Source organism: Bacillus sp. SIMBA_005 (genome assembly GCF_046535585.1).
GTDB classification, from domain to species: Bacteria; Bacillota; Bacilli; order Bacillales; family Bacillaceae; genus Bacillus; species Bacillus pumilus.
Genome location: NZ_JAWRWI010000003.1, coordinates 70306 through 83764 on the forward strand (window position 1 = coordinate 70306; position 13459 = coordinate 83764).

The 13459-nt window shown below is 43.3% G+C and carries 11 protein-coding genes; 4 read left to right on the top strand and 7 right to left on the bottom strand.

Going from position 1 to position 13459, the window contains the following annotated elements; translation table 11 throughout:
- The first annotated feature begins 228 nt into the window (after positions 1-228).
- The 3 genes from SB660_RS05615 to SB660_RS05625 all read left to right on the top strand — a co-directional run bounded on the left by SB660_RS05615 (position 229) and on the right by SB660_RS05625 (position 4503).
- The gene (locus SB660_RS05615; RefSeq protein WP_410581710.1) at positions 229-2088 is read left to right on the top strand and encodes a beta-glucoside-specific PTS transporter subunit IIABC; all 1860 of its coding nucleotides are present in this window, start codon (positions 229-231) and stop codon (positions 2086-2088) included.
- Positions 2089-2107: 19 nt separating this feature from the next.
- Complete coding sequence (locus tag SB660_RS05620; RefSeq protein WP_339164793.1) at positions 2108-3529, top strand: glycoside hydrolase family 1 protein; 1422 nt, start codon at positions 2108-2110, stop codon at positions 3527-3529.
- A gap of 236 nt (positions 3530-3765) precedes the next feature.
- Positions 3766-4503, top strand: coding sequence for a hypothetical protein (locus tag SB660_RS05625; protein ID WP_339164794.1), 738 nt, complete (start codon positions 3766-3768; stop codon positions 4501-4503).
- Positions 4504-4510: 7 nt separating this feature from the next.
- Here the strand turns inward: SB660_RS05625 and SB660_RS05630 are convergent, their stop codons facing one another.
- Positions 4511-4831: a hypothetical protein gene (locus SB660_RS05630; RefSeq protein WP_410581713.1), complete on the bottom strand. Its 321-nt coding sequence runs from the start codon at positions 4829-4831 to the stop codon at positions 4511-4513.
- Positions 4832-5261: 430 nt separating this feature from the next.
- Here SB660_RS05630 and arr point away from each other — a divergent pair, with 430 nt between their 5' ends.
- Positions 5262-5678, top strand: coding sequence for an NAD(+)--rifampin ADP-ribosyltransferase (arr, locus tag SB660_RS05635; protein WP_058015199.1), 417 nt, complete (start codon positions 5262-5264; stop codon positions 5676-5678).
- 57 nt (positions 5679-5735) lie between these two features.
- Here the strand turns inward: arr and SB660_RS05640 are convergent, their stop codons facing one another.
- The 6 genes from SB660_RS05640 to SB660_RS05665 are packed head-to-tail and all read right to left on the bottom strand — an operon-like array spanning position 5736 to position 13288.
- The gene (locus SB660_RS05640; protein WP_339164797.1) at positions 5736-7655 is read right to left on the bottom strand and encodes a BglG family transcription antiterminator; all 1920 of its coding nucleotides are present in this window, start codon (positions 7653-7655) and stop codon (positions 5736-5738) included.
- A complete protein-coding gene (locus tag SB660_RS05645) occupies positions 7652-8536 on the bottom strand; it encodes an ROK family protein (protein WP_339164798.1) in 885 nt (294 codons plus the stop codon). Before SB660_RS05645 ends, SB660_RS05640 begins: the two co-directional genes overlap by 4 nt.
- 57 nt (positions 8537-8593) lie before the next feature.
- The gene (gene mngB, locus SB660_RS05650) at positions 8594-11257 is read right to left on the bottom strand and encodes a mannosylglycerate hydrolase (protein WP_410581715.1); all 2664 of its coding nucleotides are present in this window, start codon (positions 11255-11257) and stop codon (positions 8594-8596) included.
- 28 nt (positions 11258-11285) lie between these two features.
- On the bottom strand, positions 11286-12404 hold the full coding sequence (locus tag SB660_RS05655) for a PTS fructose transporter subunit IIC (RefSeq protein WP_034664325.1): 1119 nt from the start codon (positions 12402-12404) through the stop codon (positions 11286-11288).
- A 36-nt stretch (positions 12405-12440) separates the two neighbouring features.
- Positions 12441-12770: a PTS fructose transporter subunit IIB gene (locus tag SB660_RS05660; protein ID WP_007498438.1), complete on the bottom strand. Its 330-nt coding sequence runs from the start codon at positions 12768-12770 to the stop codon at positions 12441-12443.
- Entirely contained in the window at positions 12767-13288 is a 522-nt protein-coding gene (locus tag SB660_RS05665) for a PTS sugar transporter subunit IIA (RefSeq protein ID WP_339164802.1), read from the bottom strand. The genes SB660_RS05660 and SB660_RS05665 overlap by 4 nt, the downstream gene beginning before the upstream one ends.
- Positions 13289-13459 lie beyond the last annotated feature (171 nt).

Genomic DNA, 13459 nt, shown 5'->3' on the forward strand with positions numbered 1-13459 from the left:
TTTTAAAAGAAAGCGTTGACATAAGAAAAGCTGAGTGGTACTATTTGCTCATAAACATAAAAGAATACGGTTTCACAATGATCGTCTTAGAGGATTGTGACTGTTCGGCAGGCAAAACCTAAACGTTCACTGAAAAAGCGCAACAGCAAGTTGTGACTATTTTTGGTGCCCGTTTAGGTTTTTATTTTGCCCAAAAACGTATTTTTTTGAAAAAAAGGGGGTTTTTGTATGAGTTATCGTCAATTAGCAGAAGACATTATCAAACACATTGGCACAGAGAAAAACGTTCATTCACTGGTCCATTGCGCTACAAGACTTCGCTTCACATTAAATGACCGATCAAAAGCAGACAAAGCAGCCATTGAAAAATTAAATGGCGTTGTGACCGTTATGGAAAGCGGCGGTCAATTTCAAGTAGTCATTGGAAATACTGTACCAGAGGTTTATCGAGAGATTGGGGAGTTTACAAATCTATTAGAGGATTCCACTTCTTCATCTGCAAAATCAGGTGGGGAGAGCACGAGCCTTTTCGGAAAATTTGTCGACATTGTCTCTGGTATTTTTACACCACTTCTCGGTGTCATGGCAGGAGCTGGTATTTTAAAAGGTCTATTAGGTATCTGTATCAATGCAAAATGGTTATCACCTGAAGATACGTCGTATCAAATTTTATTTGCTGCGTCTGACAGCTTGTTCTACTTCCTACCATTACTGCTTGCATTCACTTCGGCGAGGAAGTTTAAAGCCAATCCATTTGTCGCTGTGACGATTGCTGGTGCACTCATTTACCCAACCATTCAAGAATTGTCAAAAGGCGGCGGAGATGTGACCTTCTTCGGTATTCCAGTCGTCTTAATGTCTTATACATCAACGGTTATTCCAATCATTTTGGCAGTGTTTGTCATGGGATATATCGAACGTTTCTTTAACAAAGTCATTCATGAAAGTGTCAAAAACTTTATTACTCCACTGATTTTACTTGTCACGGTTGTTCCGCTGACACTCATTGTATTCGGACCATTTGGTGTGTATGCAGGGGACGGCATTGCCGCTGTCTTGCTGAAAGTATTCTCCTTTAGTCCTACACTTGCAGGTGCTTTAATTGCGATGGCATGGCAGGTTCTTGTGATCTTCGGTATCCACTGGGGTCTAGTGCCAGTCATTTTAAATAATATTGCTGTCCATGGAAAAGATCATATCAAGCCGGCGACTGCGCCAGCTGTATTTTCACAAGCCGGTGCTTCCATCGGTGTTATGCTGAAAACAAAGAATAAAAAGCTGAAATCATTGGCTGGATCGACAGCGGTTTCTGCCGTGTTTGGGATCACAGAGCCAGCTGTATACGGGGTCACACTTCGTTTGAAAAAACCATTTATTGCAGCCGTTATCTCTGCCGGAGTCGGCGGTGCGATCATCGGTTATTCACAAAGTATTGCGATTGCGTCAGGACTTCCAAGTTTACTAACACTTCCGATTTTCTACGGACAAGGGTTTACAGGGTTCATCATCGGAATCTCGGTCTCGTTTGTTCTATCCATCGTCTTGACTTATTTGATTGGATTTAAGGATCCAGTAGATGAAGATGAAACGCCAGCACCGGCTTCCGCGCCAACAATGGAAAACGAACATGGGGTCAAAGCAGCTCATGTGAAAAGTCCTTTAAAGGGTGAGGTAATCAAGCTGGAGGAAGTACAGGATAAGGCATTCTCATCTGGTGCACTAGGAAAGGGCGCAGCCATCATTCCATCAGAAGGTAAGCTGTTTGCACCAGTATCAGGAGTCGTGACAACGGTGTTCCCAACAGGCCATGCGTACGGTCTTACTTCTGAAAGCGGAGCAGAAGTGCTCATTCACATTGGACTCGATACCGTACAATTAGGCGGTCAGCATTTTACCCCGAAGGTCGTACAGGGGCAAGCCATCACTGAGGGCGAATTGCTTGCGGAGTTTGATATTGAAGCCATCCAAGCTTCCGGCCTGTCCGTCACAACACCAGTGATTATTACCAATTCAGGTGAGTTTAGCGATATCATAGAAACAGAAGAAAAACAAACCACACCAGGACAATCATTTTTACATCTCGTTTAATGAAGAGGAGGAAGAAATTATGAGATATTCAACACTAGCACCATTTCCAAAGGACTTTTTCTGGGGCGGATCTACTTCCGCCTATCAAGTAGAAGGTGCGTGGAACGAGGATGGCAAAGGACCATCTGTCATTGATATGAGAGCAAGTTACCCTGAAGGGACAACAGATTTTAAAGTGGCAAGCGATCACTATCACCGCTATAAAGAGGATGTGAAGATGTTTGCAGAAATGGGTTTGAAGGCTTATCGTTTCTCTATTGCATGGACACGGATCATTCCAAATGGAGATGGGGAGATCAATCAAAAGGGAATTGAATTCTATCATTCTCTCATCGATGAATTGCGCCGCTATGATATTGAACCAATCGTGACGATGTATCATTTTGATCTGCCTCATGCACTTCAAGTAAAAGGCGGTTGGTCAAATCGTGCGACAGTAGATGCGTTTGAACGATATGCAGAGGTTCTATTTCAGGAGTATGGCGAGAAGGTGAAATATTGGCTGACCATTAATGAACAAAACATGATGATCTTACATGGATCAGCGCTCGGCACACTTGATCCAAATTTAGAAAATCCGAAAAAAGAATTGTATCAGCAGAACCATCATATGCTCGTCGCTCAGGCAAAAGCTATGACGCTTTGTCATCAAATGCTGCCTGAAGCGAAAATTGGACCAGCGCCAAACATTGCGCTCATTTATCCGGCTTCTCCAAAGCCTGAGGATGTGCTTGCTGCGGCGAATTACAATGCGATCCGCAACTGGCTGTATCTTGATATGGCTGTCTACGGCCGTTATAACAACCTTGCTTGGGCGTACATGAAAGAAAAAGACATTCTTCCTGTCATCGAAGAGGGAGATATGGATATTTTGAAAAGTGCGAAGCCAGACTTCATTGCCTTTAACTACTACACATCTCAAACGGTTGAAGCGAGTAAAGGAGATGGCAACGATGAATTTGCACGCGGTGGAGATCAGCATTTGAAATCTGGTGAAGATGGCGTATATAAAGGCGGCAATAACCCGTTCTTAAGTAAAAATGCGTTTGGCTGGGAGATTGACCCTGTCGGCTTCCGATCAACGATGCGTGAGATTTATGACCGTTATCAGCTGCCCCTTATTATCACGGAAAACGGATTGGGTGCTTTCGACAAATTAGAAGAAGATGGATCGATTCAAGATGATTATCGAATTGACTATTTAGAAAAGCATATCGAACAAATCAAATGGGCAATCACTGACGGTGTTGAGGTATTCGGGTACTGCCCGTGGTCAGCCATCGACTTAATCAGTACACATCAAGGCTGCTCAAAACGTTACGGTTTTATCTACGTCAACCGTGATGAATTTGACCTGAAAGACCTGAAGAGAATTCGGAAAAAGAGCTCTTATTGGTATGAAACATTAATCGAGCAAAATGGGGAGAACATCGGGAAGTAACAGGAAAAAGCCAGTCACCTTATTAGCGGGTGGCTGGCTTTTTTGTTCGTTCACTTTATCGGCTTGTGTCATTTGTCTACCACAGAAATTTTCAGCAAAATGAAGTTCTAAAAAATAAAAAAATGATTGCGGACACCGCAGCCAAAAAAGAAATTATCTTAAATCCATTGATACACTCATTTTGATTTGATAACCTTTATTTTGGAATTTAATACAAAAGGAGGAATATAAACAATATGTTCAAAAAAACACTTTTAACCCTAATTACCCTAGCTCTTGTCATATCAATATGGACTCCATTTTCATCAGAAGCATCAGCAGAAACACACTCTATCAATTCACAAGAATTAGAAGCGTTAGTAACACCAACAGTTCTACAAAATGAACAAGCTACCAAAGAATTAGATGAACTTGAAATGAAAATGGAGGAATACATAGAAAATCTTCCATTTACAGAAAAAGAATTCGAAAGCATGTCAGAGTCAGAACAAAATAAAGTGATCGATCAATATTTCAACAATGAAGAATTTTTAGCTTTAGAAAACCGAATGAAACAACTTGACTCCAAAAGTAGTCAGAGTGAAATCACAACACAAGCACTACCAGTATTCTTCATACCTATCGCAATGACCGTAGGAAGAGTTGCTTTAATTGCTATCAGATCAAAAGGCGCAAGAACTGCACTTAAATATCTAAAAAATCGGATAAAAGGATTTGGTAAAAATTACAAAATTAAATGGGATGTAAGAAATGATAAAGGACAACTTAGAAGTTTAGTTGTCGTCCTACACAAAGGAAAGAAAAGAACAACAAGAGTATTTGCTGTAGACAATGGAAAAATCCCTTTAATACCAAAAACCTCAACTTGGTATTGGCATTTCCATGTAGCTCCAAAAGATAAAATACACCATGCTCTCAGAGCATCAGTACCAAAGAAATACAAAGCAAGTCCAGGAGAAACAATATTACACTAAAAAACCCCTAATTTTTAGGGGTTTTTTTCTCTTCATGACTTGTAACTATATCAACAGGATGTATCAAGTTTTCATCATCATTATCCTCATCAATGTAAGGCATAATAAGTGAATCCAACTCTTCTTTATCATCAACTAAAGCAACGTAAGTTGTATAATCCTCTAAATCTGATGGAAACAATTCAGCTTGACCAATATTACTTTTCAATGCTTGGTCAATAGCACTCTTTAATTCTATTAAACCCTCACGATTACCAATAATATAAGAATCCATGTGCCAACTTTTTTGAGCATATATATGACAAATCTTATCTCTATCTTTCATCATCTCATTACACCCTTCCTGAAAAATTTAATTGATTATGTGCCAACACGCAACCAGCTATAACATCAAACGTCTCATTGGCTACTTTATCCTCATTTTCTTCAATCCTGATAAGATATCCTTCCTAGCATCAATAAACTATTTCCAAAACTGTCACCAACATTTTTTTGCCCTTTTTTCCTTCTGCTCCGTTGTCGCAATTAATTTTTTAGTTTCTTGTTTCTCTTATGGCTTCTAATAGCTTTTTATCTCTTTTAATAAGACTGCTTTGTATGTATTCTTGCTGTTTTTTAACTTTCTGGAGGTTACAAATCCCATCTTACTCTCTACTATCATTATACCCCGAATTCAATCTCATTTATAGACTGTTTTCCGCCCAGATCAGGCCGTATACTGTTATACGCAAGTCAAAAACGATAAGGGGTGTGGCTGTATGAACGAGAAGCAACAAGTTTTAGATCTTGGCCCATTTTTTCATGGGACGAAAGCAGAATTGAAGATTGGAGATCTGCTTGAACCGCAGTACTTATCGAATTATCAGGATCAAAAATCAAACCATATCTATTTCACCGGAACATTAAACGCAGCCAAATGGGGTGCTGAATTAGCAAGGTCTGATGCGAAAGAGAGAATTTATCTTGTAGAACCGTTAGGCGAGTTTGAACATGATCCGAATTTGACTGACAAAAAATTTCCGGGTAACCCAACACGTTCTTATCGGTCGAAATCCCCTTTGAAAATCGTCGCAGAATTAGGTTCATGGGAAAGACATTCCGATGAAGAAATCGATCATATGCTGAGCTCTTTAAAGAAATTAAGTGAAGAAGGAAAAAATGTCATATACGATTGATGATTCTCAATCAACAAAGGCCGCCTCATCAACAGCTGGGCGGCCTTTTGTTTGATCTTATTGAAACAACGCATCCATCAGCTCATCAAATGATTTTGATTGATTCAGGGAGTGAATGCGGTTTGGATTGTCCAGTAAATCGACGGCCTGTTCAAAGAATTGATTCATGCAGGCTGCGTCGTCTTTATGAATGGCTAATAAAAAGACAAGTGATACTTGGTTTCCCTGCCAGTCAATTGGCTGTTTTAATTGTGCGATGGCTACGCAGGATGTGCCTTCATTTGTGATGAGCGGGTGCGGCATGGCAATTCCTTTTCCAAGATAGGTAGACGACATTTGCTCCCGCTCAAGCACCGAGGACCGAAAAGATGACGATATTAGCTGATACGTTTCTAAACGGCTGCATAGGGTGTCTAATACCTCGTCCTTACTGGATAAATCAGCATTCATTAAGGTCAATCGTTCTTGAAAAAACGCCATCAGTTCTTTGGGCGGAGTCCTGTGTCCATTTAATAAATGAATAACCTCATTCACCCGCTGTACATCATGATGTTCAAAAAAGGCGCTGACCTGTATGACTGGTTTTCCCTTTGAAGCGAGCGGGACGGTTGTAATGATGACATCACAGGGCAGGGTGGTGCTCATGAGATAATCTTGGTAGGAATACAGCTCGACGATGTCCAGTTCGTGCTGAAAGGATGCCTTCAATTTAATTTCAAGCAGTCTTGCCGTCCCTAATCCAGACCCGCACACGATAATGGCTTTCTTTTTTTGCGAGGTATTAAGCTGACTTCTTTCAAATGAAGCAGCGATATGCAGGGCAACATATGCCGCCTCATCTTCATTTGGCGTTCGCACCAGCTGTAAGGCATTCAGCCCGCTGACAGCCAAATCAAACGGGTATGGATAGGACGCTTTGATTTCATGCAGCAGCGGATTTTGTAAGGATACGCCATATTGGATTCGATTTAATAATGGCTTCATATGAAGCATCAGGTCTTGCTGCAGGATGTTGTCATCTGCAAATCGATGTCCGCTCATTTTCTCAATGTGCTGTAGAAAGACGGTAACCGCCTGCTGAACTTCTACTGTCGTCTGATGCTGGGCGGTTTCTTTCCACGTTTGATTTGCCAATAGATGCATGACTAAGTAATCTGTTTCATCCTCTGATAAGGTGACGTAAAAGGTGTCACTCACCTGCTGTATAATTTTTTTGGCAATTCGCATTAAGTCGGGTGATCGTTGTGTACGAGTGGTATTCGCCGATATTCGCTGGTTTTTTCGTGTCTGTTGAATCGCAATCGCTAAGTGAATGACTAAGTTTTTTAAGGCAATGTCTTTAATGAGCAATGACTCTTGATGCAGATTCGTCAGGACAATCGATCGAATGGTTTCAAGAGAAATATCGGGAAAATGGAGCTGCTCCCGCTCGGTGATATGAGAAAGTGCAGGCTCTTCTTCAAGGAGTAAGTCTGCATAGCATGTTCTTTTTTGCAACTCGTCTCCTTCAATTTTTAAGCCAAACCCAGGCTTTGACACAAGGGTCATACCGTAACGGGCTAACAGCTCTCGCCCTTTTTTTAAATCACTGCTGACCGTCATGCGGCTGATAAACAGTTCTTCAGCCAGCTGGTCAATTTTTAAGTAATCCGCTTGAAGCAATAGCTTCCTCATGATAAATCGTACACGCTCTTCTGGCATGACGGGGACGAGAGAGTGGGCAGGAAGTTTCTGCTGATGAAGCCAGAGCAGGAAGGCATCTTGGTCACTCGTTAATAGGGTGTATCCCTTTCCGCGGATCGTTTTAATCTTGGCTCCAGCTTCCTTTAATTGCTCATTTGCTTCTTTGATTAAATGACGGATGGAGCGGTCTGATAAGTGAAAAGAGGCAGTGAGCTCCTCCAGCTTCACGAACCCCTTCGTTTCAAATAGCCGCTGAATCAGCTGATAGGTTCGAGGATCTGCCGTCATCATCATTGCGCAGCTCCTTGCGCCTGTAAGGCATCAGTACCAAGAGCGATGGCGCCCATTAAACCTGATAATCCATCAAAGGATGGCTTGGTGATAATTTCATGTAAAGGCTTTGGCAGCTGTAAATACCCATGAAGCCGCTTTTCTGTTTCCTCAAGAATGAGGGGCAGCATAGCGGGCTGTTTCATAACACCTCCACCGAGAATGATGCGTTCTGGCGAAAGGGTGAGTAATAAATTGGCGGTCATCTGCCCGAGATAGTAGGCATGAAGTGACCAGGCAGGATGATCCTCTGGCAGCATGGGTGCCAGTGTATGATAGCGCCCTTCTATGGCAGGTCCGGATGCCAGTCCCTCTAAACAATCATGATGTATAGGGCAGCATCCACCGTAGGAATCATGGGGGTGCCGCTGCACTGTGATATGACCCATTTCTGGATGCAGCAACCCGTGAATGAGGTGGTGTTCAATATAGGCACCGCCGCCTATCCCAGTTCCAACAGTGATATAGACCAAAGAAGCAGGTTTTTCTGCTTCAACCGAAAAGCGGGCTTCCCCGAGTGCTGCACAGTTCACATCGGTATCAAGCTTCATCGGGAGCCCAAGGGCTTGTTTTAAGGTAGAGAGGAAAGGGAATTGGCGCCAAGCTGTTTTGGGTGTCTCTAAAATCGTCCCATAACTTGGGCTGTGCTCTTTTACATCGACAGGCCCGAATGCCCCAATGCCAATGGCATCGACAGGATGCTTTGTAAAGTAATCGATCACTTGCCGGCATGTTTCAATTGGGTTTCCTGTTGCAAAGGAAGTCATGTGTTCAATCGTTCCGTCTGTTGTTCCGTAGCCGCAGACAAATTTTGTTCCGCCTGCTTCAATGCCTCCAATTCGCATGATCAATGCCCTCCGTTAAAGAGGGGCGGAATCCAAATGGACCCCGCCCCTACATGTTCATTTTTTCTTTACAATGTAGGTTTGTACCTGACAAGGTGTGAGCGGTTCAATGTGTAATGATCCATGTTGTGCTTTGAGTACATGTCCTTCAGGTGTTTCGCCTAAATTCGCTGTTTCTCCGTGTTGTAGAGATGAACTATTGATTGAAGCGGCTGTTTGACGCGTTAAATATGGATTGAAGAGACGGATGACAATGCCAGTCCCATGCTCTTCTTTTTTCAGAGCGCTTAGAATGGCTCCGTCTGTCTCAATGTCAAGCAGGCTATAAGTAGATTGTAAGTCTTCTTTTTCATCTCGGAAAGAGAAAATTAAACGACCGTTTAAAAAGTCTGCCCGTTCGTAGCATTGAACTGGGGTGGTATACCGCTTGGCAAGCTGCGCTAAGTGCCCCTCGCTGACAGCATCCTTGCTATAGTGCATGCCAAATGAAAACGACAGTGCCCCTTGCAGCTGAGCGTCAGGTGTCTCAACAATTTTTTCGCCAGATGCGCGTCCTGGACGGTAAAGAAGATTTTCTTTCCCCATTTTTCCGAAACAGCGGAAGAGCGTATACGCGATTGTTGTGTAGTCTTCTCCTGTGATCTGGTATTCTCTCACGCAGTCCGTCAACAGCGCGACACCGTATGCTTCATCACGAAGTGCAGTAAAGGATTGCATCGGTTCAATGGTGATCGGTTTTTCTTCCCAATGTTCATTGCTCCACCATTCAAGCTCTTGCGTGAGCTCAGTTGGGCGTTCGATGGTTCCAAACTGCTGATCGCTCAATGATACTTTTGATGCGATACCTGTATCAAAGAGGACACGCAGACGATGGTCTAACGCATGATTGTCGACATCGACATGAAAACGGATGACAGGCTCATCTTTGTTTAATGCCACCTTCGCTGTAATCGGGAGTGAAGTCGTGACTGCTTGCTGAGAGCGCTCTTCTAAGTCATATGGAACCGTGAGAGTAAGCTGGATGGTGAGCTCTTCTTGCAAGCCGCTTTTAGACACTGTGATGTCTGCTGAAGAAAGATCCTTGGATGACACATACAGATCCTCGCGCGGCGGGGAATAGTTGTAGGAATCCCCATCGTCTCCATTGTCTTCAAAGATCATTTGCTCAGAGAATGTCTGGCCAGTTTGTTTATCTGTGATGTCCAGCGATCCATTGTTGTTTGCCGTAATGCGGTAATACGTATTTTCAACCGCATGTCCTTCGGTTTGTTCCCATGCGGATTCGCTCGATTCACCGAAAACCATGCTGACTTGTGTATAACCAACGGATGGTAAGCTGGCGGCTTCGATCAGTAAAACGGCTTTCCATACCTGCTTTGGCATGTACACTTCTTTACTTGGGTTAAGAGAAATTTGCTGTGCCAGCACATAATCTGTGACAGCGGTTTTGCTTTTCACTGTGTACTGAAGTGTTCTCCCATGTGCATCCTTTAGTGTAAATGGACGTTCGGTGATAAAGGTTTCGACTTCAATGACTTCAGAACGTTTTGAAGGCAATGTATTAAATAACGTGAGTGTGATGTCTTGCTCCGTTTGCAGTCGAATCGCAATGAGACGCATGTGCAGGTCCACAAGGTTCTCGGCGATTTCCTTTGCCTGCTTGTAGCGGAAGAAGACGTCTTGATTCGTCGTATCACTATTACATCCGCCGATGCTGTCATGCGCTGCATTTTCAAACATGAGATACCAAATATCACGAACCGTGTCATGCGGATAGTCGTGCCCGAGTGAATAGCTGATCGTGAGGATAGGCTCCATTACATTGACGAGATAGTTTTCAATTTGATTGTTTAAGATTTTTAAATCAGCCCGTGTTGAAAAAATAGATTTGTGAATCCGCATATGCTTTGCATGGATGAGCTCACCTTCTAATGTTTCAAAAGATGTCCGTTCTTTTTTCACAGCTGCGATGTAATCTTCTAAACTGCTGATTTGATAGTGGTGCTCGTCAAGATCATTGGCTTTTTCTAATAAGTCAGGCAGGTTTTTGCGGATTGGTGCCTGGTCAAAGCCATTTGGGAAATAGACATTCTTTGTGGTGGCCTTTGCTTGCAGCGCACCGATTTTTTCAGATAAAAAGGCTTGTAAGTCCTCATCCTTTTCAGGAATATTTCCACCGTAGTAGTAGCCAAATGGCAGGTTCACCGCAAAGACTTCACTGCCGTCAGCACCTTGCCAATTGAATTCGGTGTGATTCGTCATATGATCTGAAACGCCGCGCCAAAAAGCCGTATCGACAATGCCAAATCCGCGGTAAATTTGAGGCATTTGCGCGGATTGACCGAAGGAATCAGGAACATAGCCGACTTTCATCACATGACCGAACTGCTGACAGCGTTCAATTCCATATTGCAGGTTCCGTACAATGGATTCACCTGAAATGACGAGCTGATCGGTTTGGGTATACCATGGACCGATGATGAGACGTTTGGCTGTGACGAGCTTTTTGATTCGATTCTCATCCTCAGGGCGCCATTTCAAGTAATCATCCAATAAGGATGCTTGGGCATCGAGCATGAAATAATGGAACCTTTCATCTGTTTCAAGGGTGTCTAAAATGTCCATTACGCTTTTCATTAAGTAGATACGGGAGCGGGAGGTGGTGAAATACCATTCCCGGTCCCAGTGAGTATGTGGAATCACATGTACATTGACAGTCATTGATCAACGACACCTTTCTATGTGCAAATTATCCTTCTAGTACAAGGTCAAAATCGTCTTCTTCTTTCTGCTTCTGATCATGCTCCGGCGTTTTTGGTTCTTTTTTCTCAGAGAAATTGACAAGCAGGTTGGCACCAATACCGATGACGAGTGCGCCAGTGAGGGCTCCGATTAAATAGGCCCACCAGTTTCCGACTGAGAAGAAGCCGTATAGCCCGCCAATTGGCGGCATGATGTCATGAACACCTAATAATGCAGCAACCCCGCTTCCAGCAGCACATGCGACAACATTGAGCGGAATCAATTTTAATGGATTGACAAGGGTAAAAGGAATCGCCCCTTCTGTAATACCGATAATGCCCATGACAAGACCGCCACGTCCAGCTTCTCTAAAGGTTGGAGAGAAGTTGCGTTTTCGAATCAGTGTCGCAAGCCCGTATCCAAGCGGCGGAATGACAATCGCAATATTGACGAGAATGGCAGGAAGGTAGACGCCTGATAGGAAGAGCGCGTTACCGGCCATCCAAGCAGATTTATTCACTGGTCCTCCAAGGTCAAAGCCAATCATCGCACCTAAAATCAGAGCGAGTGCGAGTGTGCTTGTCCCGTCAGCGACCATACCTTTGATCCATTCAATTAAAGCCGTGTTCAAAGCGCCTAATGGCCCGCCCAGCAGAACGGACATGAGAAGTCCAGTTAAGCCAACGGTAATAAGCGGTAAGATGAGCAGAGGAACAAGTCCGGCTGCGGAGCCTTGAATTTGAATTTTTCGTTTTACAAAAAGAGCGACATATCCTGCGAAGAAGCCTGCAATAACGGCACCGATAAATCCAGCATTCGTTGAGCTGGCAAGGGCACCGCCGATGAAGCCGGCTGCAAGCCCTGATTTATCCGCAATCGAATAGGCGATAAATCCAGCGAGCAGAACGTTCATTAAGCCAATCCCTGTCCAGCCAACCTGCTCCATTAAATAGGCGCCGTGCAGTATGCCGCCAGCATCTTTATAGGCGTTTAAATCTGAAACACCAAACCCTAATCCGACTAGTTTTGCTAAACCAACGATAAGGGAGGCGCCGATGATGACAGGAAGAATATAAGAAATACCGGTCATGAGATGGCCTTCAATGACTTTTAATTTTGCTTTCATTTTGCTTTGCTCCTTTCTTTATGGCATTGCTCACGTTTATTGAGATTCAGATTTTTTCTTTTCAACAAGTGCTACAGCTTTTGTGATGATTTGCTCGGCATTTTTTAAGGCGCGTCCAATCTCGACACGTACTGTGGGAATGCCTGAGAAACGTTCCGCATCGTTGATATGCTGATTGGAGGCAATGATGCAGAGGTCTGCCTGCTTTGCTTCCTCTGCTGTAATGCCATTTACCTGTCCCATAATCCCTTGCTGCTCGATTTTAATCTCGTGACCGAGCTGTTTACCCGCATTCTCAAGCGCCTTTGCTGCCATTGGTGTATGAGCTAACCCTGCTGGACATGAAGTGACACCGACAATTTTCATTGTGTAATCCCCTCTTTCAATTGTTGTTCAATGACTTCGTAATAATAGTCAGCGGCTTGACCTGGTTGTATCTTTTCGATGAAAGCCGGTTCCATGAGGCTTGTCGCAATCCCTGACAGTAATTTCAGGTGTGTGACATTTGCTTCTTCTAATGGAACGAGCAGTGTAAATAAATAGCTTGTGGGCAAATCGTCAAAGCTGCCCCATTCAATCGGTTGTGCTAGCTCTAAAAAAAGAAGTGAAGCCGATTGTACAGTGGAGCTTTTTGTATGAGGAATAGCGAAGCCTTGCTGAAGTCCTGTTGAGACTTCGTCTTCGCGAGTCAACAAATCTGATAATAACCCCGCCTGATCGTTTGTAATCTGAAGGTCTTCAGCTTTCTCGGCAATGTATTGTAAAATCTCATTCTTTGATCGTCCGTTTACTTGTGTGAAAACATGATCTTTTTGGAACAAGCTGATCCCTTCTCTCTTGTTTGTTAAGCGCTTACAAGTTGATTGTAATGTACTTTTCGGCATGGTTAAATAGCATCATTTTCCGTTTGAAATGGCAAAAAGTTTATGAAGCTATTCGTCTTGCAGTCTGTTATCTCAAATCCTAGCTTAAAACGAGTTTAATTATGTAATAAACAGATTCTATTAAATTCATTTCTGTGATATTCTTCCAAGGTGTTACAAAAGATAAGGGGG

Excerpts from the sequence above, each read along its gene's own strand:
- SB660_RS05655 (WP_034664325.1), bottom strand. The coding sequence starts at position 12,404 with ATGAAAGCAAAATTAAAAGTCATTGAAGGCCATCTCATGACCGGTATT.
- SB660_RS05665 (WP_339164802.1), bottom strand. The coding sequence starts at position 13,288 with ATGCCGAAAAGTACATTACAATCAACTTGTAAGCGCTTAACAAACAAG.
- SB660_RS05620 (WP_339164793.1), top strand. The coding sequence starts at position 2,108 with ATGAGATATTCAACACTAGCACCATTTCCAAAGGACTTTTTCTGGGGC.
- SB660_RS05630 (WP_410581713.1), bottom strand. The coding sequence starts at position 4,831 with ATGATGAAAGATAGAGATAAGATTTGTCATATATATGCTCAAAAAAGT.
- arr (WP_058015199.1), top strand. The coding sequence starts at position 5,262 with ATGAACGAGAAGCAACAAGTTTTAGATCTTGGCCCATTTTTTCATGGG.
- SB660_RS05615 (WP_410581710.1), top strand. The coding sequence starts at position 229 with ATGAGTTATCGTCAATTAGCAGAAGACATTATCAAACACATTGGCACA.
- SB660_RS05625 (WP_339164794.1), top strand. The coding sequence starts at position 3,766 with ATGTTCAAAAAAACACTTTTAACCCTAATTACCCTAGCTCTTGTCATA.
- SB660_RS05660 (WP_007498438.1), bottom strand. The coding sequence starts at position 12,770 with ATGAAAATTGTCGGTGTCACTTCATGTCCAGCAGGGTTAGCTCATACA.
- mngB (WP_410581715.1), bottom strand. The coding sequence starts at position 11,257 with ATGACTGTCAATGTACATGTGATTCCACATACTCACTGGGACCGGGAA.
- SB660_RS05645 (WP_339164798.1), bottom strand. The coding sequence starts at position 8,536 with ATGCGAATTGGAGGCATTGAAGCAGGCGGAACAAAATTTGTCTGCGGC.
- SB660_RS05640 (WP_339164797.1), bottom strand. The coding sequence starts at position 7,655 with ATGATGATGACGGCAGATCCTCGAACCTATCAGCTGATTCAGCGGCTA.